The sequence below is a fragment of the Pseudomonas sp. Ag1 genome, from assembly GCF_000278565.1.
Taxonomy (GTDB): Bacteria; Pseudomonadota; Gammaproteobacteria; order Pseudomonadales; family Pseudomonadaceae; genus Aquipseudomonas.
Genome location: NZ_AKVH01000073.1, coordinates 1 through 20,349 on the forward strand (window position 1 = coordinate 1; position 20,349 = coordinate 20,349).

At 60.2% G+C, this 20,349-nt stretch carries 23 protein-coding genes; 16 read left to right on the plus strand and 7 right to left on the minus strand.

The features are described 5' to 3' along the window. Positions 1-299 precede the first annotated feature (299 nt). The gene (locus A462_RS26900; protein ID WP_003211652.1) at positions 300-602 is read right to left on the minus strand and encodes a DUF2288 domain-containing protein; all 303 of its coding nucleotides are present in this window, start codon (positions 600-602) and stop codon (positions 300-302) included. Between the two features lie 340 nt (positions 603-942). On the opposite strand from A462_RS26900, the gene A462_RS26895 reads away from it, so the two are divergent. The 10 genes from A462_RS26895 to A462_RS26850 all read left to right on the plus strand — a co-directional run bounded on the left by A462_RS26895 (position 943) and on the right by A462_RS26850 (position 8,661). After that, positions 943-2,070: a branched-chain amino acid ABC transporter substrate-binding protein gene (locus tag A462_RS26895; protein ID WP_003211654.1), complete on the plus strand. Its 1,128-nt coding sequence runs from the start codon at positions 943-945 to the stop codon at positions 2,068-2,070. Positions 2,071-2,115: 45 nt separating this feature from the next. Continuing rightward, positions 2,116-2,298 carry a hypothetical protein gene (locus A462_RS34195; protein ID WP_003211657.1) on the plus strand — a complete coding sequence of 61 codons (183 nt, stop codon included), beginning with the start codon at positions 2,116-2,118 and terminating at the stop codon, positions 2,296-2,298. Continuing rightward, on the plus strand, positions 2,298-3,221 hold the full coding sequence (gene livH, locus A462_RS26885; protein ID WP_003211659.1) for a high-affinity branched-chain amino acid ABC transporter permease LivH: 924 nt from the start codon (positions 2,298-2,300) through the stop codon (positions 3,219-3,221). Before A462_RS34195 ends, livH begins: the two co-directional genes overlap by 1 nt. Then, complete coding sequence (locus tag A462_RS26880) at positions 3,218-4,471, plus strand: high-affinity branched-chain amino acid ABC transporter permease LivM (RefSeq protein WP_003211661.1); 1,254 nt, start codon at positions 3,218-3,220, stop codon at positions 4,469-4,471. Before livH ends, A462_RS26880 begins: the two co-directional genes overlap by 4 nt. Further along, positions 4,468-5,235 (plus strand): high-affinity branched-chain amino acid ABC transporter ATP-binding protein LivG, encoded by a 768-nt coding sequence (livG, locus tag A462_RS26875; protein WP_003211663.1) that lies wholly within the window; start codon positions 4,468-4,470, stop codon positions 5,233-5,235. Before A462_RS26880 ends, livG begins: the two co-directional genes overlap by 4 nt. A 1-nt stretch (position 5,236) precedes the next feature. Further along, entirely contained in the window at positions 5,237-5,938 is a 702-nt protein-coding gene (locus tag A462_RS26870) for an ABC transporter ATP-binding protein (protein WP_003211664.1), read from the plus strand. Between the two features lie 260 nt (positions 5,939-6,198). After that, a complete protein-coding gene (locus A462_RS26865; protein WP_003211666.1) occupies positions 6,199-6,504 on the plus strand; it encodes a BufA1 family periplasmic bufferin-type metallophore in 306 nt (101 codons plus the stop codon). A gap of 26 nt (positions 6,505-6,530) precedes the next feature. Continuing rightward, the gene (gene bufB, locus A462_RS26860; RefSeq protein ID WP_008432064.1) at positions 6,531-7,406 is read left to right on the plus strand and encodes an MNIO family bufferin maturase; all 876 of its coding nucleotides are present in this window, start codon (positions 6,531-6,533) and stop codon (positions 7,404-7,406) included. Next, entirely contained in the window at positions 7,403-8,179 is a 777-nt protein-coding gene (locus A462_RS26855; RefSeq protein ID WP_008432066.1) for an HvfC/BufC N-terminal domain-containing protein, read from the plus strand. The genes bufB and A462_RS26855 overlap by 4 nt, the downstream gene beginning before the upstream one ends. Continuing rightward, positions 8,176-8,661 (plus strand): DoxX family protein, encoded by a 486-nt coding sequence (locus tag A462_RS26850; protein ID WP_008432068.1) that lies wholly within the window; start codon positions 8,176-8,178, stop codon positions 8,659-8,661. Before A462_RS26855 ends, A462_RS26850 begins: the two co-directional genes overlap by 4 nt. Here the strand turns inward: A462_RS26850 and A462_RS26845 are convergent. Next, positions 8,658-9,566 (minus strand): LysR family transcriptional regulator, encoded by a 909-nt coding sequence (locus A462_RS26845; protein WP_003211675.1) that lies wholly within the window; start codon positions 9,564-9,566, stop codon positions 8,658-8,660. The two genes, A462_RS26850 and A462_RS26845, sit on opposite strands and share 4 nt — an antisense overlap. Before the next feature lie 104 nt (positions 9,567-9,670). On the opposite strand from A462_RS26845, the gene A462_RS26840 reads away from it, so the two are divergent. Beyond that, entirely contained in the window at positions 9,671-10,270 is a 600-nt protein-coding gene (locus tag A462_RS26840) for a short chain dehydrogenase (protein ID WP_008432071.1), read from the plus strand. Between the two features lie 16 nt (positions 10,271-10,286). Here A462_RS26840 and A462_RS26835 read toward each other — a convergent pair whose 3' ends face one another. Further along, positions 10,287-10,646, minus strand: a complete 360-nt coding sequence (locus tag A462_RS26835) for a hypothetical protein (protein ID WP_003211679.1) — start codon at positions 10,644-10,646, stop codon at positions 10,287-10,289. Between the two features lie 172 nt (positions 10,647-10,818). Between A462_RS26835 and A462_RS26830 the strand changes: the two genes are divergently transcribed. Together A462_RS26830 and A462_RS26825 are read left to right on the plus strand one after the other, a co-directional pair. Further along, positions 10,819-11,490: a COG3650 family protein gene (locus tag A462_RS26830; RefSeq protein ID WP_003211681.1), complete on the plus strand. Its 672-nt coding sequence runs from the start codon at positions 10,819-10,821 to the stop codon at positions 11,488-11,490. A gap of 107 nt (positions 11,491-11,597) precedes the next feature. Continuing rightward, positions 11,598-13,211, plus strand: coding sequence for an NAD(P)/FAD-dependent oxidoreductase (locus A462_RS26825; protein WP_008432075.1), 1,614 nt, complete (start codon positions 11,598-11,600; stop codon positions 13,209-13,211). A 135-nt stretch (positions 13,212-13,346) separates the two neighbouring features. On the opposite strand, the gene A462_RS26820 is transcribed toward A462_RS26825, so the two are convergent. After that, positions 13,347-14,444, minus strand: a complete 1,098-nt coding sequence (locus A462_RS26820) for a PLP-dependent cysteine synthase family protein (RefSeq protein WP_173406096.1) — start codon at positions 14,442-14,444, stop codon at positions 13,347-13,349. A gap of 213 nt (positions 14,445-14,657) precedes the next feature. Here A462_RS26820 and nhaA point away from each other — a divergent pair, with 213 nt between their 5' ends. The 3 genes from nhaA to A462_RS26805 all read left to right on the plus strand — a co-directional run bounded on the left by nhaA (position 14,658) and on the right by A462_RS26805 (position 17,563). Next, complete coding sequence (nhaA, locus tag A462_RS26815; protein ID WP_008432080.1) at positions 14,658-15,845, plus strand: Na+/H+ antiporter NhaA; 1,188 nt, start codon at positions 14,658-14,660, stop codon at positions 15,843-15,845. A gap of 156 nt (positions 15,846-16,001) precedes the next feature. After that, entirely contained in the window at positions 16,002-17,231 is a 1,230-nt protein-coding gene (locus tag A462_RS26810) for an S-type pyocin domain-containing protein (protein ID WP_008432082.1), read from the plus strand. After that, positions 17,228-17,563, plus strand: a complete 336-nt coding sequence (locus A462_RS26805) for a hypothetical protein (RefSeq protein ID WP_008432085.1) — start codon at positions 17,228-17,230, stop codon at positions 17,561-17,563. Before A462_RS26810 ends, A462_RS26805 begins: the two co-directional genes overlap by 4 nt. 75 nt (positions 17,564-17,638) lie before the next feature. Here the strand turns inward: A462_RS26805 and A462_RS26800 are convergent, their stop codons facing one another. From A462_RS26800 to A462_RS26790, 3 genes are all read right to left on the minus strand, one after another. Further along, a complete protein-coding gene (locus tag A462_RS26800) occupies positions 17,639-18,103 on the minus strand; it encodes a glycine zipper 2TM domain-containing protein (RefSeq protein WP_003189251.1) in 465 nt (154 codons plus the stop codon). 281 nt (positions 18,104-18,384) lie between these two features. Continuing rightward, on the minus strand, positions 18,385-19,032 hold the full coding sequence (gene pdxH / locus A462_RS26795; RefSeq protein WP_008432090.1) for a pyridoxamine 5'-phosphate oxidase: 648 nt from the start codon (positions 19,030-19,032) through the stop codon (positions 18,385-18,387). Between the two features lie 27 nt (positions 19,033-19,059). Beyond that, positions 19,060-20,217 (minus strand): OmpA family protein, encoded by a 1,158-nt coding sequence (locus tag A462_RS26790; protein ID WP_032898895.1) that lies wholly within the window; start codon positions 20,215-20,217, stop codon positions 19,060-19,062. Positions 20,218-20,349 lie beyond the last annotated feature (132 nt).

The window sequence follows — 20,349 nt, forward strand, 5'->3', positions numbered from 1 at the left end:
GAGGAGCCGAGTGGTGGGGCAAGAGCGTTTTGCTTACTTTTGCGCTGTTCAAAAGTGASCCGCTGTAAGAGCGGAACCATAAGTAGCCGTTACCTAAATAACGGATATGTACTCAAAAAAACTCACACCCAGAAACAATTCCCCCCGCACTCCGCCGCTACCAAAACTGTTCCCATGACGCGCACGTAACCCCCGCCTGTGACCTTTCTCTACGGCAAGGTGCCATCACCGCAAATGCAGTTACCCGCCTACACACTTAAACTCGGAAAAATCACGCACCTTTTTCGCGCATGCATTTCCTACACTGCCCTTTCCTGGATCAGAATCCACGGCGAAACCACCACCGCCCACAAACTCGGGTCCCGCTCAACCAGGTCCAATGCCCGCGTCGCAGACACCTCGCCAAGACTCCCCGCAGCCAGCCAGGCAGCGACTTTCTCACGGTTGTCCTCAGCCATGCCCTCGGCGGCCTCGATCAAATCCAGCCCGGCGTCGACCCACAATAGGGCACCCTTGGCAAAGAACGGCTCAAGCTCCTTCCAGGAAATTTCGGCAGTTTCACCAAGCAGCTTGGCATAGAGGGTGCTAGGTTCTTGCGTCATGGGAGTTCACCTGAAGAAAAAATCGGCGCAATCATACCGTCGAGCCCCAGGCAGAAAAACCCAGTTGCAAATGAGGCACCGAACGAAAGTGTCAGGAAAGCCAAGGATTGCCCGAAACTCTGGCATCACCCCGCCGCAATTCTGTCTTTTTCTTTCATTTAAGCGACATACCCGGGTTTTGCCCCCAGCAGCCAGCTTTTCAAGCGATCAACCGGCGCTCTACACTGTACCGGTACAGTTGCCAGGCCGCTGCCGGGGGATATCCGAGATATCTGATCCGGTTCTGCAGCTCACAAGGCCGCTAGAACTATAAAAAATACAACAGTAAGAGTGGAGCACTATGAATAAGGCTACTAAGCAGATTTCCAAACTGTTTGCCGCTATGGTCCTGGCCGGGGTTGCCAGCCATTCGTTCGCAGCTGACACCATCAAGATCGGTATTGCCGGCCCTAAAACCGGCCCTGTGACCCAGTACGGCGACATGCAGTTCATGGGTGCCAAGCAGGCCATCGCCGACATCAACGCCAAGGGCGGCGTAGATGGCAAAATGCTCGAAGCCAAGGAATACGACGACGCTTGCGATCCAAAACAAGCCGTGGCCGTAGCCAACAAAGTGGTCAACGACGGCGTCAAGTTCGTGGTCGGTCACCTTTGCTCCAGCTCCACTCAGCCAGCATCCGACATCTACGAAGACGAAGGCGTGATCATGATCACCCCGGCTGCCACCAGCCCGGAAATCACGTCCCGTGGCTACAAGCTGGTCTTCCGCACCATCGGCCTGGACAGCGCCCAGGGCCCTGCCGCCGGTAACTACATCGCCGACCACGTGAAGCCGAAAGTCGTAGCCGTTATCCACGACAAACAGCAATACGGTGAAGGCATCGCCACCGCCGTTAAACAAACCCTCGAGAAGAAAGGCGTGAAAGTTGCCCTCTTCGAAGGCATCAACGCTGGCGACAAAGACTTCGGCTCGCTGATCCAGAAGCTCAAGCAAGCCAACGTCGACTTCGTCTACTACGGCGGCTACCACCCTGAGCTGGGCCTGATCCTGCGCCAAGCCAAGGAAAAAGGCGTGAACGCCAAGTTCATGGGCCCTGAAGGCGTCGGCAACGACTCCATCTCGCAAATCGCCCAGGGCGCTTCCGAAGGCCTGCTGGTTACCCTGCCGAAATCCTTCGACACCGATCCTGCCAACAAGGCAATCGTTGAAGAGTTCACCAAGAACAAGCAGGACCCAACCGGTCCGTTCGTGTTCCCGGCCTACTCGGCAGTTGAAGTGATCGCCGGCGGTATCGCTGCCGCGAAGAGCGAAGACACCGCCAAGGTGGCTGCTGCCATCCACGCCGGTACCTTCAAGACCCCGACCGGCGACCTGAGCTTCGACGCCAAGGGCGACCTGAAGGACTTCAAGTTCGTGGTCTACGAATGGCACTTCGGCAAACCAAAAACCGAAGTTTCCCCTCAGTAAGCCAGGCGTTACTGGTCAACAAGCCCACTGTGCAAGCAGTGGGCTTTGTTTTACGAGGTTTATGGGCCTGTCACCCGCGATCCGGGCGCTGGCTCACCTGAAAATCTTAAAACCGTCACCAGCGGTTCGCTGGCAAACGCTTTGTGCAACCTGATCACAGAACAGGGCACCGAGCCGGAAATTGACTCCACCAGTGAAATGCGTATCGGGTTTTTAGGAGCGCTGTAATGCCTGAGATCTATCATTTTTTCCAAACGCTGGTTAACGGCATGACCGTTGGCAGCACCTATGCCTTGATAGCCATTGGCTACACAATGGTTTACGGCATCATTGGAATGATTAACTTCGCCCATGGCGAGGTGTACATGATTGGTTCCTACGTGGCCTTCATCGCCCTTGCCGGGCTGGCCATGCTGGGTATCCATTCCCTGCCGCTGTTGATGACCGCCGCATTCCTGGCGTCCATCGTCGTAACCAGTGCCTATGGCTACAGTATCGAACGCGTTGCGTACCGCCCCTTGCGTGGCAGCAACCGCTTGATCCCGCTGATCTCCGCAATCGGCATGTCGATTTTCCTGCAGAACACCGTATTGCTGTCCCAGGACTCCAAGGACAAATCCATTCCCAACCTGATCCCGGGGAGCATCTCCTTCGGCCCAGGCGGCGCACAGGAAGTGCTGATTTCCTATATGCAGATCCTGGTCTTCGTCGTCACCCTGGTGGCGATGCTCGGCCTGACCCTGTTCATCTCCCGCTCCCGTCTGGGGCGCGCCTGCCGGGCCTGCGCCGAAGACATCAAGATGGCCAACCTGTTGGGCATCAACACCAACAACATCATCGCCCTGACCTTCGTCATCGGTGCCGCACTGGCGGCCATCGCTGCCGTATTGCTGAGCATGCAGTACGGCGTGATCAACCCCAACGCCGGTTTCCTGGTGGGCCTCAAGGCCTTCACCGCAGCGGTATTGGGCGGCATCGGCAGCATTCCGGGTGCGATGCTCGGCGGGCTGGTGCTGGGGGTGGCTGAAGCCTTTGGCGCCGACGTATTCGGTGACCAGTACAAGGACGTGGTGGCATTCGGTCTATTGGTTCTGGTGCTGTTGTTCCGGCCGACCGGCATTCTGGGCCGTCCGGAGGTTGAGAAAGTATGAGCAGATATCTTAAATCGGCGTTTTTCAGCGCCTTGCTGGTCTGGGCCGTGGCCTTCCCGGTACTCGGGCTCAAGTTGAGCATTGTCGGGATCAACCTTGAAGTGCATGGCACCGGTCCCGTGACGTTGACCATCATTGCCCTGTGCTCGGTGTTGATGTTCCTGCGCGTGCTGTTCACTCAGCAGGTCGGGGCACTCCTCAAGTCCAACCGTGGCCCGTTGGTATCGCCCAAGGTCAGCCAGTTCCTGACCCTGCCGCGCACCCAGCGCTACATCATCATCGGCCTGATCGTGGCCGCGTTGATCTGGCCGTTCTTCGGCTCCCGTGGTGCGGTGGATATCGCGACGCTGATCCTGATCTACGTGTTGCTGGGCCTGGGCCTGAACATCGTGGTGGGTCTCGCCGGCCTGCTCGACCTGGGCTATGTGGGCTTCTACGCGGTGGGTGCCTACACCTACGCGCTGCTCTCGCATTACCTGGGCTGGGGCTTCTGGATCTGCCTTCCACTGGCCGGCATGGCGGCGGCCACATTTGGCTTCCTGCTGGGCTTCCCGGTACTGCGCTTGCGCGGTGACTACCTGGCGATCGTGACCCTGGGCTTCGGTGAAATCATCCGTCTGTTCCTGCGTAACCTCACCGATATCACCGGCGGCCCCAACGGCATCAGCAGCATTCCCAAGCCGACGTTCTTCGGGCTGACGTTCGACCGCACCGCGGCCGAAGGCATGCAGACGTTCCACGAGTACTTCGGGATCGACTACAACCCGGTGAGCAAAGTGGTGTTCCTGTACCTGGTGGCCCTGCTGCTGGCACTGGCGGCGCTGTTCGTGATCAACCGCCTGCTGCGCATGCCGATCGGTCGCGCGTGGGAAGCGTTGCGCGAAGATGAAATCGCCTGCCGTGCACTAGGCATGAACCCGACCGTCATCAAGCTTTCGGCATTCACCCTAGGGGCCACCTTCGCCGGTTTCGCCGGCAGCTTCTTCGCCGCGCGCCAAGGCCTGGTGACCCCGGAGTCGTTCACCTTCATCGAGTCGGCAATCATCCTCGCCATCGTGGTACTGGGCGGCATGGGCTCGCAGCTCGGCGTGATCCTCGCGGCGATCGTGATGATCCTGCTGCCGGAAATGATGCGTGAATTCAGCGAATACCGCATGTTGATGTTCGGCGCCATGATGGTGCTGATGATGATCTGGCGACCTCAAGGCCTGCTGCCCATGCAACGTCCCCACATGGAGCTGCGCAAATGAGCCGCGAGATCCTGAAAGTCGAAAACTTGAGCATGCGCTTCGGCGGTTTGCTGGCGGTCAACGGCGTGGCCCTGACCGTGCAAGAGAAACAAGTCGTGGCCCTGATCGGCCCCAACGGCGCCGGCAAGACCACGGTGTTCAACTGCCTGACCGGCTTCTACAAGCCGGCTGGCGGCACCATCCTGCTGGACGGCCAGCCGATCCAGGGCCTGGCCGGCCACGAGATCGCCCGCAAGGGCGTGGTGCGGACCTTCCAGAACGTGCGGTTGTTCAAGGACATGACGGCGGTCGAGAACCTGTTGATCGCCCAGCATCGCCACCTGAACACCAACTTCTTTGCCGGCCTGTTCAAGACGCCGTCGTTCCGCAAGAGCGAGCGCGAGGCCATGGAATATGCAGCGTACTGGCTGGACAAGGTCAACCTCACCGAGTTTGCCAACCGTCCTGCCGGCACCCTGGCCTACGGTCAGCAACGGCGCCTGGAAATCGCCCGCTGCATGATGACCCGCCCGCGGATCCTCATGCTCGACGAACCGGCCGCCGGCTTGAACCCGAAGGAAACAGAAGACCTCAAGGCGCTGATCAGTGTGCTGCGTGAAGAAAACAACGCCACCGTGCTGCTGATCGAACACGACATGAAACTGGTCATGAGCATTTCCGACCATATCGTCGTGATCAACCAGGGCACGCCACTGGCCGACGGTACGCCGGAGCAGATCCGCGACAACCCGGAAGTGATCAAAGCCTATTTGGGGGAAGCGTAAAATGCTGCAATTCGAAAACGTTTCCACTTTCTACGGCAAGATCCAGGCGCTGCACAGCGTCAACGTGGAAGTGCGCCAGGGCGAAATCGTTACCCTGATCGGCGCCAACGGTGCCGGTAAATCCACGCTGCTGATGACCCTGTGCGGTTCGCCCCAGGCTCACAGCGGCAGCATCCGCTACATGGGTGAGGAGCTGGTGGGCCAGGCCTCCTCCGAGATCATGCGCAAGAGCATTGCCGTGGTTCCGGAAGGCCGCCGGGTATTTGCCCGCCTGACCGTGGAAGAGAACCTCGCCATGGGCGGGTTCTTCACCGACAAGGGCGATTACCAGGAGCAGATGGACAAGGTGCTGCACCTGTTCCCGCGGCTCAAGGAACGCTTCAGCCAGCGCGGCGGCACCATGTCCGGCGGCGAACAGCAAATGCTCGCCATCGGCCGCGCGCTGATGAGCAAGCCCAAGCTGTTGTTGCTGGACGAACCGTCCCTGGGGTTGGCGCCGATCATCATCCAGCAGATCTTCGACATCATCGAACAGCTGCGCAAGGACGGTGTGACGGTGTTCCTGGTGGAGCAGAACGCCAACCAGGCGCTGAAGATTGCCGACCGCGCCTACGTGCTGGAAAACGGCCGAGTGGTGATGCAGGGCAGCGGCGAACAACTGCTGACCGATCCGAAAGTACGTGAGGCTTATCTGGGCGGTTGATGCCCATCTGGTCAATGTATGAGCGGGCTTTTGTGGGAGCGGGCTTGCTCGCGAAGGCGGTGGATCAGCCAACTTGTTTGGTGACTGACCCACTGCCTTCGCGAGCAAGCCCGCTCCCACATTTGTTTGGTGTGAACCAAAGACTTTGGCGAAACCTGAAATTATTTTCCCCGGCTTTGTAACGAATCCCTTCCCCCTTTCTCTAGTGGTGTAAGCAGGCGAACATGCTTGCCAACTCAACCCACTGCTGGAGATACACCATGACTACCAAAACCCGCTCGCTGTCCGCCGCCACCCTCGTCCTGGCCCTGGGTTCGGCCCTGAGCCTGTCCGCCCTGACCACCACCGCCCACGCCGCCGATGACATGCAGAAATGCTTCGGTGTAGCCGAAGCCGGCAAGAACGATTGCGCTGCAGGCGCGGGCACTTCCTGCGCGGGCACCTCGAAGGTCAAGGATCAGGCCAACGCCTGGAAACTGGTCCCGGCCGGTACCTGCCTGAAAACCCCAAGCACCACCTCGCCAACCGGCTTCGGCCAGGAAGCTGCCTTCACCGCCAAGTCCTGAAACCCTGCACAGCCTGAGTACTGACGATGACGCTCTCATTCACCCACTCCATCTCCCAGGCTCAGGCGCCCGGCCTCCCCCCTCGGGCCGGGCTGGGGCTCAAGAACGAGCACTTCAGTGAAGTGCTCGAGACGTCCCCCGATATCGGTTTTTTTGAAGTCCACGCCGAAAACTACATGGTGGCCGGCGGGCCTTTCCATCACTACCTGGGCTTGATCCGCGAACAGTACCCGCTGTCGCTGCACGGTGTAGGCCTGTCCATTGGCGGCGAAGGTCCGCTGAACGACGAGCACCTGGCGCGCTTGGCCACGCTGATCGAACGCTATCAACCCCACTCCTTTTCCGAACACCTGGCCTGGTCCAGCCACGGCCCGGTGTTTCTCAATGATTTGCTGCCGCTGGCGTATGACGATGAAACCCTGAAGCGGGTGTGCGAACACATCGACCAGGTACAAACCCGCCTGCAGCGGACCATGCTGCTGGAGAACCCGTCGACCTATCTGCAATTCCAGTGCTCCACCCTGGAAGAGACCGACTTCATCAGCGAAGCGATTCGCCGCACCGGCTGCGGGCTGCTGCTGGACGTGAACAATGTGTATGTGTCGTGCATCAACCATCAGCAAGACCCGCTGAAGTACATCGAGGCCTTGCCGCTGCACGCCGTGGGCGAGATTCACCTGGCAGGGTTTGCCGAAGACACCGACAGCCTCGGCGACCGTTTGCTGATTGACGATCACGGCGCCCCCATCGACAACGCGGTATGGCAGCTCTACCAGCACGTGCTCAGCCGCACCGGGCCGGTCGCCACGCTGATCGAGCGCGACAACCAGGTGCCGGCGTTCAGCGTGCTGCACGCTGAAGCACGCGAGGCCGACCGGTTTCTGCTGGAGGTGCGTGCATGAGCCGCCAGGACGTCTTTAGCCGCGCCCTGCTGTCCCCCGAGGAAAACTGCCCGCAAGGCTTGTTCAGCCGCAACGGCGCCGATCCGGCCGGTCGTTTTGCGGTGTATCGCAACAATGTCCATAGCTCGCTGATCAACGCGCTGGCCGCCGGCTACCCGGTCACCCTGCAACTGGTGGGCGATGAGTTTTTTCGGGCGATGGCCGGTGTGTATGTCCAGGGTTTCCCGCCGACAAGCCCTCTGATCAATGAGTACGGCAGCGACCTGGCGGACTTTATCCAGGGCTTCGCGCCCGCCGCCAGCGTGCCTTACCTGGCTGATGTGGCGCGCCTGGAGCGATTGCGGGTGAGGGCCTACCACGCGGCAGACGCACAGCCACTGGATCAACAGGAGGTCATCGCCACCCTGCAACAACAGTCGGACCTGGGCGAACTGCGCCTGCAACTGCATCCATCCCTGGCCACCCTGAACTCGGCCTACGCCGTGGTGGCTTTATGGGCGGCGCATCAGACCGGCGAATCCCTCGCCACCCTCGACCCCTTCCATGCCCAAAGCACGCTGGTGCTACGCAATGGCCTGCACGTGCAGGTATTTCACATCGACAGCGGCTCAGCGACGTTTATCAACAGCCTGAACAACGGTTGGCCATTGGAAATGGCCGTGGCCTACGCCCTCGATGCGGCCGCCGAATTTGACCTGCACCAATGCCTGGCCCTGCTGATCGGTCACGGCGCCATCACCCACTTGCACACAGAACCCAAGGTATCGCCATGAACACCACCGCTCCCGGGCTGATCCAACGGATCATCCAGTGCTTCGAGAAAATACCCTACAGCCTGATCGCCTTTGTCGCACGCTTCTCTATCGCGGCGGTGTTCTGGAAATCCGGACAGACCAAGGTCGAAGGCTTCGCCGTGGACCTGATCGGCGGCACGTTCCAACTGGGCTGGCCGCACTTGGCGCCGTCCACCCTGCCGCTGTTTCGCAGCGAATACCACGTGCCGCTGCTGTCTGCGGAAGTGGCGGCGCACATGGCTGCGTTCGCCGAGCATTTTTTCCCGGTGCTGATCCTCGTGGGGTTTGCCACGCGATTCTCGGCGCTGGCGCTGCTGGGCATGACCCTGACCATCCAGCTTTTCGTCTACCCGGACGCCTACCCGACCCACGGCACCTGGATCGCATTGCTGCTGCTGTTGATGGCCAAGGGGCCGGGCAGCTTCTCGATTGATCACCTGATTGCGCGACGCTACCGCTAAAGGCGATCGAGGGCTTCGCCGCTGCGCTTGAACCAGCCCACCAGATAATCTGCGAGTACCTGGGTGCGGCGCGGCAGGCCGCCCTGATACGGATGGACCAGGTACATCGGCATGCTGCGGGTCTGATAATCCCGCAGGAGCCAGCGCAGGCGACCGTCAGCCAATTCCGCGTGCAGCACGTAGGACGGCAAGCGCGCGATGCCCGCCCCCACCAGTGCAGCCTTCTTCAACAAGTTGTAATGGTTGGAGGCAAAGGTCCCGGATACCCGAACCCGCAGCAGCTCATGCTGCTGGTGATACAGCCACTCTTCACGACCACTGTAGTGGCTGTTCAGCAAGCAGTTGTGGCCCACCAGTTCCGCCGGCGTCAGCGGCTCGCCGTGCTGTTCCAGGTAAGCCGGGCTGGCGCAGGTCATCTCGTGCCAGGCGAGCAACGGCTTGGCGACCAGACGCTCGTCGTTGGCGACCTCCGAACGTACCGCCAGGTCGAAGCCATCCCGCGCCAGGTCCCGGTACTGGTTGTTGAGTTCCAACTCGATCTGCACCTGTGGGTACTCCCGGGAAAACTCCAGCAACAGACCGTCGAAGAAGGTTTCGCCCAGGGACACCGGAACCGTCATACGCACCGGGCCGACGAGATCATCCTTGAGCCTGGCCAATGCCTGACGTGCCCGCTCCACCTGGACCACCAACGCCTGGGCTTGCGGCAACAGCGCCGCACCCGCCGCCGTCAGGCTCAGGCGGCGGGTGGTGCGATGCAACAACACCACCGAAAACTGCGCTTCCAACTGGCTGATGCGCTTGGACAGTTGCCCTTTGCTGCAGCCCAGTTGCTGGGCCGCCAAGGTAAAGCTGCCGGCTTCGATCAACACGGCAAACGCGGCGAGGTCATCCATTTCGCTCATGGATTGTTTCCAATTGAAAACCAAAGGTTGCCTATTAGTGCACTTATCCGCGCAAAAAATCACTCTAGACTGAAACCTCACCTAAACATCTGGAGGAAGGCACGATGAAAATCCTGTTGATTGGCGCAAGCGGTACCGTGGGTTCGGCGGTGAAGGCAGAACTGTCCCAACGGCATGAAGTGATCAGCATCGGTCGCAAAAGTGGCGACTTCCAGGTCGATATCAGCGACAGCGCCTCGATCCGCAAACTGTTCGAACAGACCGGCAAATTCGACGCACTGATCTGCGCCGCCGGCAGCGTCAACTTCGTGCCCCTGGGCGACATGAGCGAAACCGATTTTGACCTGGGCCTGCAAGACAAGCTGATGGGCCAGGTCAACCTGCTGCTGATTGGCCGCGAGTTCGCCAATGACGGCGCGTCGTTCACCTTCACCAGCGGCATTCTCAACCGCGATCCGATTCGCACCGGTGCTTCGGCTGCCCTGGTCAACGGCGCGCTGGATGCATTCGTGAAAGCCGCTGCGATCGAACTGCCCCGCGGCCTGCGCATCAACTCGGTCAGCCCTACCGTCCTGCTGGAAGCCATGGGCAGCTACGCGCCGTACTTCCGTGGGTACAAACCGGCTCCGGGTGCAGACGTGGCGCTGGCCTACGCGAAAAGCGTGGAAGGCTTGCAGACCGGGCAGACGTTTATCGTTGGTTGACCAGCCTGAAAAGCCGTCACCGTTGAACCCAGGGCATCCATTTACGGAGCATGTCCTGGGGGACGGAAAACTGTATTTCTCGTGTGTTCAGCACACCCATGACAGTGGCGCCATCACTCACGTTGTAGCCGTCTACGTATGTCGAAACCTGCTTGTTGTAAGCCAGTAAAGTAATTGCAGCCGTGCGGGCCCTGGCCTCCGGGCTCAGCGTGACATTGACCGAAATAAAGTCCGGGCTACTGTCAGGCGTCCTCTTCACGGTGATCGAGATCTCGGTAAAGTCAGTGGCAGAGGAGTACTCCAGCCGCGCCGGTTCACTGCCCAGTGCAGAACCCGTCACCAGTAACAGCCCCCACAGATTCCATCGAATAGTCATCGCGGCTTTCCGAATAAAAGAGAAAGACGTTCCCATGACCGTTCACATCCCTCTATAGGAAAAGTCCCAGCAGGGATGATCGCCCCCGGCACACCTTATTCAACCTGTGTCCCGGGCTTGTGATGCACCGCCAGCCTGCGTAACGTGGCGGCACTTATCAGGAGACCCGATAATGCGTGCCGCCCGTACCCTAGCCTTGTTTGCCCTGTTGCCCCTGTTCGCCGCCTGCCAGATGTTCGATAACGAGCCGGCCAAGCCCTCTCTCGCCGGGATGACCCGCATGCAGGGCGAGTTGACGGCGCAGGGTGACAAACTGCTGTTCCAGCCCTGCAACGACAAACGCAACTACGTGGTCAACGACACCGGTGGCACCAGCATCCTGCAGGAGGCCGCCTCCCTGGCCGGCCAGCAAGGCGCACTGTTTGCCGACCTGCGTGGCAAGTTCTCCGGCGTCGCCAGCGGCACCCAGGGCACGGTGGACCTGCAACAGGTGTATCGCGTCGAGCGCTCGACCTCGGCCTGCGATGACCCGGATTTCAAGCGCATGATCCTGCGGGCCAACGGCCACAAGCCGGCCTGGGCGATGAATGTCACCGCCAAGGGCATGGTGCTGGAACGCGAAGGCCAGCCACCATTGGCCGTGCCGTATGTGGAAGAGCAATCGGGCGACGGACGGTTCAACCTGATGACCGAAGCGAATAACCAGCACATCGAACTCTGGGTGGCCCCGCAACGCTGTGTCGACAGCGCCAGCGGCAGCCTGCAGCACATGTCCGCTGAGCTTCGGGTCAACGGCCAGGTGCAACGCGGTTGCGCGTCGTTCGGCGGTTCGCGAGACGACTGATTGCGCCCTGCGCTGTTTTAGCATGACGGGAAACCGCTGTTGGGGCTTATAATCGCCGGTTTGCAAAACAGCCGGCCTCTTTGCCCGCCGCCTACCGGATTCCTGTCATGTTACGAATCACCGAACTCAAGCTGCCCATCGACCATCCCGAAGAAGACCTGCGGCCTGCCATTGTGCAACGCCTGGGCATCGCCAGTGATGACCTGCTCGATTTCACCCTGTTCAAACGCAGCTACGACGCCCGCAAGAAATCGTCGGAGCTGTGCTTCATCTACACCATCGACCTGGAAGTCAAAGGCGAGGCGGCCCTGCTGCTCAAGTTCGCCGACGACCGCAACGTCAACCCGGCGCCGGACATCAGCTACAAGGTCGTGGGCCATGCGCCGGAAGGCATGACCGAGCGGCCGATCGTCGTCGGTTTTGGCCCGTGCGGGATCTTCGCCGGGCTGTTGCTGGCACAGATGGGCTTCAAGCCGATCATCCTCGAGCGCGGCCGCGAAGTGCGCCAACGCACCAAGGATACCTGGGGCCTGTGGCGCAAGAATGTGCTGAACCCGGAATCCAACGTGCAGTTCGGTGAAGGCGGCGCCGGGACCTTCTCCGACGGCAAGCTCTACAGCCAGATCAAGGATCCGAAATTCCACGGTCGCAAGGTGCTGCACGAGTTCGTCAAGGCCGGTGCGCCAGACGAAATCCTCTACGTCAGCAAGCCGCACATCGGTACGTTTCGCCTGACCGGCGTCGTGGAAAACATGCGCCAGCAGATCATCGCCCTGGGCGGTGAAGTGCGCTTCGAGCAGCGGGTCACCGACGTGCTGATCGAAGACGGCCAGTTGAATGGCGTGGTGGTGGATGGCGGCGAGCAGATCCTGTCCAAGCACGTAATCCTGGCCCTCGGCCACAGCGCCCGCGATACCTTCCGCATGCTGCATGGTCGTGGCGTGTACATGGAAGCCAAGCCGTTCTCGGTGGGTTTCCGTATCGAACACCCGCAGTCGCTGATCGACGCTGCACGCCTGGGCAAGTACGCCGGCCACCCGAAACTCGGGGCCGCCGATTACAAACTGGTGCACCACGCCAAGAACGGCCGTTCGGTGTACAGCTTCTGCATGTGCCCGGGCGGTACCGTGGTCGCGGCGACATCAGAGCCGAACCGCGTAGTAACCAACGGCATGAGCCAGTACTCCCGTAACGAACGCAACGCCAACTCCGGGATCGTGGTGGGCATCACCCCGGAAGTGGATTACCCGGGCGGCCCGCTGGCCGGGATCGAGTTGCAGGAACGCCTGGAATCCCACGCGTTCATCCTCGGCGGCAGCAACTACGAAGCACCGGCGCAGCTGGTGGGTGATTTCATCGCCGGCAAGCCGTCCACCGCCATCGGTACCGTGGAGCCATCCTACAAGCCCGGCGTAGCCCTGGGTGACCTGGCGCTGGCGTTGCCGGAGTTTGCCATCGAAGCCATCCGCGAAGCGTTGCCGGCGTTCGAGAAGCAGATCAAGGGCTACTCGCTGCACGACGCGGTCCTTACCGGGATCGAGACCCGCACTTCTTCGCCGCTGCGGATTACCCGTAACGAGTCGATGCAGAGCCTGAACGTGAAAGGCCTGTTCCCGGCGGGCGAAGGTGCCGGTTATGCCGGTGGGATTTTGTCGGCGGGTGTCGACGGGATTCGGATTGCCGAGGCGCTGGCGCGGGATATGTTGGGCCTGGAGGCTTAACCACTGCGCTGAAAACGCAGCAGATCAAATGTGGGAGCGGGCTTGCTCGCGAATGCGGTGGATCAGCCGAATCATGTATTGGCTGATCCACCGCATTCGCGAGCAAGCCCGCTCCCACATTGGTAATGCGGTGTTTCAAATATTGGCGCGCAGGATGCTTTCCGGCAACGGTTGCCCCCGCTCGACACTCGCCGCAACGGCCGCAATCAAACCCTCCAACTCATACCCCTGCCCTGCCAGCCAGGCCTGATCGTAATAGGTCGTGGCATAGCGCTCACCGCCGTCGCACAAGATCGCCACGATCGAGCCCGACTCCCCTGCCGCCTTCATCTGCTGCGCCGCGATCAATGCACCGATCAGGTTGGTGCCACTTGAGCCGCCTACTCGCCGCCCCAAGCGCTGCGCCAGGTAATGCATGGCCGCCAGGGACAGCGCATCCGGCACCTTGACCATCGCATCAATCACTTTCGGCAGGAACGACGCCTCAACCCGTGGCCGGCCAATGCCTTCGATGCGCGAGCCACAGTCCAGGCGCAGGCTGGCGTCGCCGCTCAGGTAGTAGTCGAAAAACACCGAACGCTCCGCGTCCGCGCACAACACTCGGGTGCAGTGCTGGCGATAACGCACATAACGCCCCAACGTCGCCGTGGTGCCACCCGTGCCGGGGCTGGAAATCAGCCAACTCGGCTCCGGATAACGCTCAAAGCGCAGTTGCTGGAAGATCGATTCAGCGATGTTGTTGTTCGCGCGCCAGTCAGTGGCACGTTCGGCATAGGTGAACTGGTCCATGAAATGACCACCGCTTTCCTGCGCCAGGCGCTCGGATTCGGCGTAGATCTGCGTCGGATCCTGCACCAGATGGCTCTTGCCCCCATAGAACGCGATCTGCGCAATCTTTTCCTGGGAAGTGGTGGCCGGCATCACCGCAATAAACGGCAAGCCCAACAGCCTGGCGAAGTACGCCTCGGAAATCGCCGTGGAACCGCTGGAGGCTTCGATCACCGGTGCACCGGGCTTGAGCCAGCCGTTGCACAACGCATAGAGGAACAACGAACGCGCCAACCGATGTTTCAGGCTGCCGGTGGGATGGCTGGACTCATCCTTGAAATACAACTCGATACCTGGCAAACCCTGCATTGGCAAGGGGATCAGGTGGGTGTCGGCGCTACGCTGGAAGTCCGCTTCAATAATGCGAATGGCTTCGCGGGCCCATTGGCGGTTGTCGCTCATGATCGGTTTCTCTAAGGATTTCAGACCTGATCTTAGGATGTTTCCTACACTCCACACAGATACAGTCATGACTCAATTGGACACACAATTTTCGGGGTCTGGCGCGCAAGTGATCAGACCGATTCCTTATAACAAATAAGAATATAACTTTTGTTTTAACAACTAACGGTACGGGTTAGGGTACCCACCTATTGAACTTTGATTGGAGAGCATCCCTTGCCTCTGCGTAGCACTTTCACCCGTTTCTTCCAGCTGGAAGCCGCCAGCGGTCTGCTCCTGATCGCTGCTGCCGCTTTGGCGCTGATCATCAACAACTCACCGCTGTCGCACCTCTACGCGAGTTTTCTCGACGTGCCGGTGGTCGCACAAATCGGCGCCCTGAAAATCGCCAAGCCGGCGCTGCTGTGGATCAACGACGGCCTGATGGCCCTGTTCTTCCTGCTGATCGGCCTTGAGGTCAAACGCGAGTTGCTCGACGGCCAACTGTCCAAGCCTTCGCAAGTAGTACTGCCGGGAGCGGCAGCCATCGGCGGCATGGTCGTGCCGGCGCTGATCTATTGGGCGCTGAACAAGGACAACCCGGCCGCCCTGGGTGGCTGGGCAATCCCCATGGCCACCGACATTGCCTTCGCCCTGGGCGTATTGGCCCTGCTGGGCAAGCGCGTGCCGGTTTCGCTGAAGCTGTTCCTGATGACCCTGGCCATCATCGACGACCTTGGCGCAATCATCGTGATCGCCATCTTCTACTCCACCGACCTGTCCGGGGCGTCATTGGCCGGCGCAGCGGCATGCCTGATCGCCTTGATTGCGATGAACCGGCTGGGTGTCGTCAAGCTGGGGCCCTACATGATTGTCGGGCTGATCCTGTGGGTCTGCGTGCTCAAGAGCGGCGTACACGCCACCCTGGCGGGCGTGACATTGGCGTTCTGCATCCCGCTGCGCACCAAAAACGCCGAACCATCGCCGCTGCTGACCCTGGAACACGCCCTGCATCCCTGGGTGGCCTACGCGATCCTGCCGCTGTTTGCCTTTGCCAATGCCGGCGTCTCGCTGGTGGGCGTCAACCTGGAAAGCTTCACCCACCACGTGCCAATGGGCATCGCCGCCGGCCTGCTGCTGGGCAAGACCGTTGGCGTACTGGGCTTCACCTGGGTCATGGTAAAAACCGGCCTTGCCGCACTGCCCGCCGGCGCCAACTGGGGCCAGGTACTGGGCGTGGCGGTCCTGTGCGGCATCGGCTTCACCATGAGCCTGTTTGTCGGCTCCCTGGCGTTTTTGCCGGGCAGCAGTGAATACGCGGGTATGGACCGGATGGGCATCCTGACCGGGTCGATACTGGCGGCGCTGATCGGGTATGCAGTAACGGCGATGGCCAGTCGCAAGCAGGCACTCGCTCAGGTCTAATCACTTTTGGAGCCGGCTTGCCGGCTCCAGTCTCCTCTCGGCCCATTCGGCGCCATCTCACAGAAGCGTCCTACATCCCCCCTCCGCGGCTTGCAATAACGTCGTGCTCCCGGCTCCGCCGCCGGACGTCGTTATGCAACACGCCAGGAGGGCACGATGGCAAACAGCAAGGATATCCCCCAAGTCTGGCGATGCTACGGGACCGGCACGGGGGGTTACCGTCGGCTCGAGTACATGAGCGAGCGCGAGCTGGCTGATCGTGAGGCCAGGCAGCGAGCATACGAAGCCATGCTTGCCCGTCAGGAGGTCTACGAGGCCAGACGCAAAGTGGAGCGACCGCCAGCAACATTGCCCATCGCGGGCTGCGTATTCGCCAAGTCCTGCAACCTGCCGGACGCCCACATCGACTACAACAATCCATCCGGCTATGTACCGCTTGACCCCATAGGAGACTATGGCGAGCACGTTCTGCTGGGTGGTCGTGAAACGGACATCGAGGGGCTGCTGTCACTCAAAAAGATCAGCGGCAGCGCACTCCCGGCTGGGCTAGGGACATTGGCACTGGGTGGCTCAGCGGTTAGTGGCGCCTCCAGCATCGCAGCGAGTGTTGGAACAGCTGGGGCCGGACTGATGCTTGGGGTTGCAGCCCTCGTCTGGCCCTCCAGCCTGGGCGATAGTGCGCTTTACAGCGACCGTCAACTGCGCTCAATGCCACGGGCACGCACCCGAGCCCGCCTGCATATCGAGCAACTTGCTGACGGCACGCTCAAGGGATACGCCTTCTACACCGGGAAAAATCGCGACTGGGAAATGGTTGATGTCGTGCAGTTTGGCCAGCGCGGCACGCAGCAGGTCGCGGACTTGGGCGACGGCGTCGAGCTGATCTGGACGCCTGCTGTCGACCCCGCTGACACCCTCGGCATTCCTGCGTTGGAGGCTGCACCGCAGGCGCCGCAAATCTGGGTGTATCCGCCAACCGAGAAGGCCGACAACATCATCGTTGATCCGATCTATCCGCCGGAATACAGGGATTTTATTCTGGTGTTTCCGGCGGGTTCGGGTATTCGACCTCTGTATATCGTCGTAAGCCTGAGGTATGAGGACGCCCCCTATCACGGAAAAAAAGATAACGCTGTCAAAAGCAGAAAGCCGACTAACGGCCTGGATGCGCTTAATAACTCGGTAGAGCTGAATCCGCCAAACTCACGTAGACGCATAGGGATTGACCCACACACAAAAGAGTTTGTAGTGATCGATCGCACCTCAGAAGGCGTTTACCACGGTCATGTGAGACTGTGGAGTGAGCTAAGACAAGAGATGAAAAATGCTTTAATAAAAGCGAACAAAACAGATCGAAAAGGAAAGATTCTGGGAGCCGAAAAATGAGTTTGCGCTATCACGACCCTTCTTTAAGTCAGGATGAAGCTATAAGCTTTATAGCCACTAATGACCTGACCAAGGTCACAGAAGCTCTAATATCCATCGGCCTTAACGAGACAGATGCTATCTGGGCACAAGAAACCTGTCTCAAGTACGCAAACAATGACAACGAGGACATCGCGTCGGCTGCCATCATCGCGATAGGCCACATTGCACGCCGTTTCGGCGAGTTGGACATGGCGAAAGTTACGCCCGTACTGCAACAGGCAAAAAGGAAATCTCCTTCTCTGAGCGGAGTCGTACAAGACACGCTTGACGACATTCAGATGTTCACCTGATATCCCACATATACCCCAACAAAAAACCCCAACCGGCCACCCGGTTGGGGTTTTTCTTTTCCTGCAACCTTACCCTTAGCGAGTAACGCGGCTGGTTCCGTCCACCGTCATGATGCGAACGCGGTCGCCGATGCGGAAGATTTCGTTCTCTTGAACCGCCTGGACGTAGGCGCGCATGCTGCCATCATCTTCGCGGACTGTGATTTCAACACCCTGGGTGCGGGTCAGGCCTTCCTCGGTGGCCGAGCCCAGCAGGCCGCCGGCGACTGCGCCGATAACGGCGGTCACGATGCTGCCACGGCCGCCGCCGATGGCGCTGCCGCCAACGCCGCCGATGACTGCGCCCGCAGCGCCGCCGATTGGGGTCTTGGTGCCTTCGATTTTCACCGGACGCAGGGATTCGATGGTGCCCATGCGAACAGTCTGTACACGACGAGCTTCGTCACGGGAGTACGAGTCGCCGGTCAGACTCGAGGCGCAGCCACCCAGCAGCAGCGACAGGGTGGTAAAGCAGGCAACTAGTAAAACGGACTTACGCATAGCATCAACTCCAAAGGACAGGTATCCATTAAACCGCTGTGGCTTGCCGCCTGTCACGGCATGCCGGGCAGAAAATTGTTTTCATTCAGCCTTAGTACAGAGAACCTGTACCGAAAAACTCGACGAACGGTAGCGTTCCCACCTCCCTCAGGATCTTGATGGACGCTGTCATCATTGTAGCTAACGGCCGCATAACGCAGCGCAGCGCTACCCATCCAAGGCCTCTGACTAGAGACTTCGGCGTGCAGCGCTACATTCAGGCGAGGTGACGAAAGGTGGGCTCAGGGCGCCAGGCGCTCACGGGTCCAGTCGGCCCCCTGCAAGCGGAAGTTCAAGCGGTCGTGCAAACGACTCGCGCGGCCTTGCCAGAACTCGATGCGCTCCGGCAGCAGGCGGTAACCACCCCAGTGTTCGGGGCAATCAGGCTGGGTATCGCTGAAGCGTTGTTCGGTGGCCTTGAGCAGCGCCTGCAACTCTTCGCGGTCCCTGATTACCCGGCTTTGCGGTGAAGCCCAGGCACCCAGGCGGCTACCCAGGGGACGGACCCGGAAGTAAGCATCCGACTCCTCGGGCGAGACCTTGACCACCCGACCTTCGATGCGCACCTGGCGCTCCAGGGTCGGCCAGAAGAAGGTCATGGCGGCAAACGGTCGCGCCGCGAGTTGTTCGCCCTTGGCGCTCTGATAATTGGTGAAGAAGGTAAAGCCCTGTGTATCCAGGCCTTTGAGCAGCAGGATCCGGCAGTGCGGGCGACCGTCCTGGTCCACCGTAGCCAGGGTCATGGCATTGGCCTCCACCGGTGGCTGTTCGGTTTTCACCGCGTCGGCGAACCACTGGTGGAACAAGGCAAACGGTTCATCCGGGGCCTGGGCCTCGCTCAAACCGTCCCGTGTGTAGTCACGGCGCATATCGGCCAGTGCCTGGGTCATGCGGCTTTATCCTTCTTGCTCAAATAATCAGTTCTTCGCCTGGTCGTTGGTAGCAGCTGGAGCGGCGGCCTTGGCAGGTGCTGGCTTTTTAGCAGCAGGCTTGGCCGGGGCCTTTTTGGCAGCCGGCTTGGCGGCAGCTTTCTTGGCGACGGTTTTTTTCGCCGGAGCGGCAGCTTTTTTGACCGGAGCAGCGGCTGGAGCAGGAACGTCCTGCACAGCGACCATTTCAGCCTTCGGCGGATTGGCCGAGTTGTACTTGCTCAACAAGGCCAGCATGGTGGTGCGCTGGGTGAACATGATTTCCATGCGACGGTTCAGGGCGCGGCCCTGGTTGCTGTCGTTGGCGGCACGCGGCATCAGGTCGCCCATGCCACGCAGCATCAGGCGGTCCTGCTTCAGGCCGCTGAGGCTGAAGATCGAAGCGATGGACTGTGCACGTTCCTTGGTCAGGGCCTGGCTCACCGGCTCGGCACCCGAGGTATCTACATGGCCCAGGACCAGTACGGCGGTCTTCGGATCGCCTTCAACGGCCTTGGCAACACGGGTGAACGGACCCAGGGTCACCGGCAGCAACATCGCCGGGCGTTTCGGGTTGTAGGAGCCATCAACCGGGGCAATCACCACCAATACGTTGTCACGGCGTTCCAGTTGCAGGTTGCTGTCCTTGATCGCGAGACGCAGGCGTGGCTCGTAGTCGTCCAGCCAGGCCTGGGTGATTTTTGGATCAGGCATCGGGATGTTGGCGACGTCGACCTTGGCCAATGGCTTTGGCTTGCTTTCGAACGGCCACCACCATTTGGTATCGGTATCCGTCTTGGCAACGGCAGGTGCAGCGGCCGGTGCATCAGCCGGGGCGCCGGAGGCAGGCGTTGCCGCCTTGAGGTCGGCCTTCAGGTCTGCCTTGGCGTCGTCGGCTTTCGACGAGAACGGCCACCAGCTGGAGCCGGTATCCGCCTTCGCAACCGGTGCAGGTGCAGCAGCCGGTGCTACCGGCGCTGGCGCCTTGGCCGCGACCGCCGGCTTGGCATCCGGTTTGGAGTCGGCCTGGCTCACTGCGTCCTTGGTAGCAGCCTTATCGGAGCCAAATGACCACCAATGCCCGCCCTCGGCATCATTTTGTGGGGTTTGTGCACAGCCAGTAATAGTGAGGCATAGCGCCAGTGCCAAGGACTTGTTCGATAACATGAGATATCCACAAAATGAGAAAAAACCAGGGGCCTGAATGACCCGTTAAACAGACGCTTTTGGAACATTAAAGTTACAACATTTTGCCTAGCGTCTTTTTGTATGTGCCTTTGTAACAAAAAAACGCAAGAC

Bases quoted from the DNA above. Each gene is read 5' to 3' on its own strand.
- A462_RS26830 (WP_003211681.1), top strand. From the start codon at position 10,819: ATGCGTGCCGCCCGTACCCTAGCCTTGTTTGCCCTGTTGCCCCTGTTC.
- A462_RS26870 (WP_003211664.1), top strand. From the start codon at position 5,237: ATGCTGCAATTCGAAAACGTTTCCACTTTCTACGGCAAGATCCAGGCG.
- A462_RS26790 (WP_032898895.1), bottom strand. From the start codon at position 20,217: ATGTTATCGAACAAGTCCTTGGCACTGGCGCTATGCCTCACTATTACT.
- A462_RS26845 (WP_003211675.1), bottom strand. From the start codon at position 9,566: ATGAGCGAAATGGATGACCTCGCCGCGTTTGCCGTGTTGATCGAAGCC.
- pdxH (WP_008432090.1), bottom strand. From the start codon at position 19,032: ATGACCCAGGCACTGGCCGATATGCGCCGTGACTACACACGGGACGGT.
- A462_RS26900 (WP_003211652.1), bottom strand. From the start codon at position 602: ATGACGCAAGAACCTAGCACCCTCTATGCCAAGCTGCTTGGTGAAACT.
- bufB (WP_008432064.1), top strand. From the start codon at position 6,531: ATGACGCTCTCATTCACCCACTCCATCTCCCAGGCTCAGGCGCCCGGC.
- A462_RS26800 (WP_003189251.1), bottom strand. From the start codon at position 18,103: ATGCGTAAGTCCGTTTTACTAGTTGCCTGCTTTACCACCCTGTCGCTG.
- A462_RS26805 (WP_008432085.1), top strand. From the start codon at position 17,228: ATGAGTTTGCGCTATCACGACCCTTCTTTAAGTCAGGATGAAGCTATA.
- livH (WP_003211659.1), top strand. From the start codon at position 2,298: ATGCCTGAGATCTATCATTTTTTCCAAACGCTGGTTAACGGCATGACC.
- A462_RS26880 (WP_003211661.1), top strand. From the start codon at position 3,218: ATGAGCAGATATCTTAAATCGGCGTTTTTCAGCGCCTTGCTGGTCTGG.
- A462_RS26840 (WP_008432071.1), top strand. From the start codon at position 9,671: ATGAAAATCCTGTTGATTGGCGCAAGCGGTACCGTGGGTTCGGCGGTG.
- A462_RS26895 (WP_003211654.1), top strand. From the start codon at position 943: ATGAATAAGGCTACTAAGCAGATTTCCAAACTGTTTGCCGCTATGGTC.
- A462_RS26850 (WP_008432068.1), top strand. From the start codon at position 8,176: ATGAACACCACCGCTCCCGGGCTGATCCAACGGATCATCCAGTGCTTC.
- A462_RS26855 (WP_008432066.1), top strand. From the start codon at position 7,403: ATGAGCCGCCAGGACGTCTTTAGCCGCGCCCTGCTGTCCCCCGAGGAA.
- A462_RS26835 (WP_003211679.1), bottom strand. From the start codon at position 10,646: ATGACTATTCGATGGAATCTGTGGGGGCTGTTACTGGTGACGGGTTCT.
- A462_RS26825 (WP_008432075.1), top strand. From the start codon at position 11,598: ATGTTACGAATCACCGAACTCAAGCTGCCCATCGACCATCCCGAAGAA.
- A462_RS26865 (WP_003211666.1), top strand. From the start codon at position 6,199: ATGACTACCAAAACCCGCTCGCTGTCCGCCGCCACCCTCGTCCTGGCC.
- A462_RS26810 (WP_008432082.1), top strand. From the start codon at position 16,002: ATGGCAAACAGCAAGGATATCCCCCAAGTCTGGCGATGCTACGGGACC.
- livG (WP_003211663.1), top strand. From the start codon at position 4,468: ATGAGCCGCGAGATCCTGAAAGTCGAAAACTTGAGCATGCGCTTCGGC.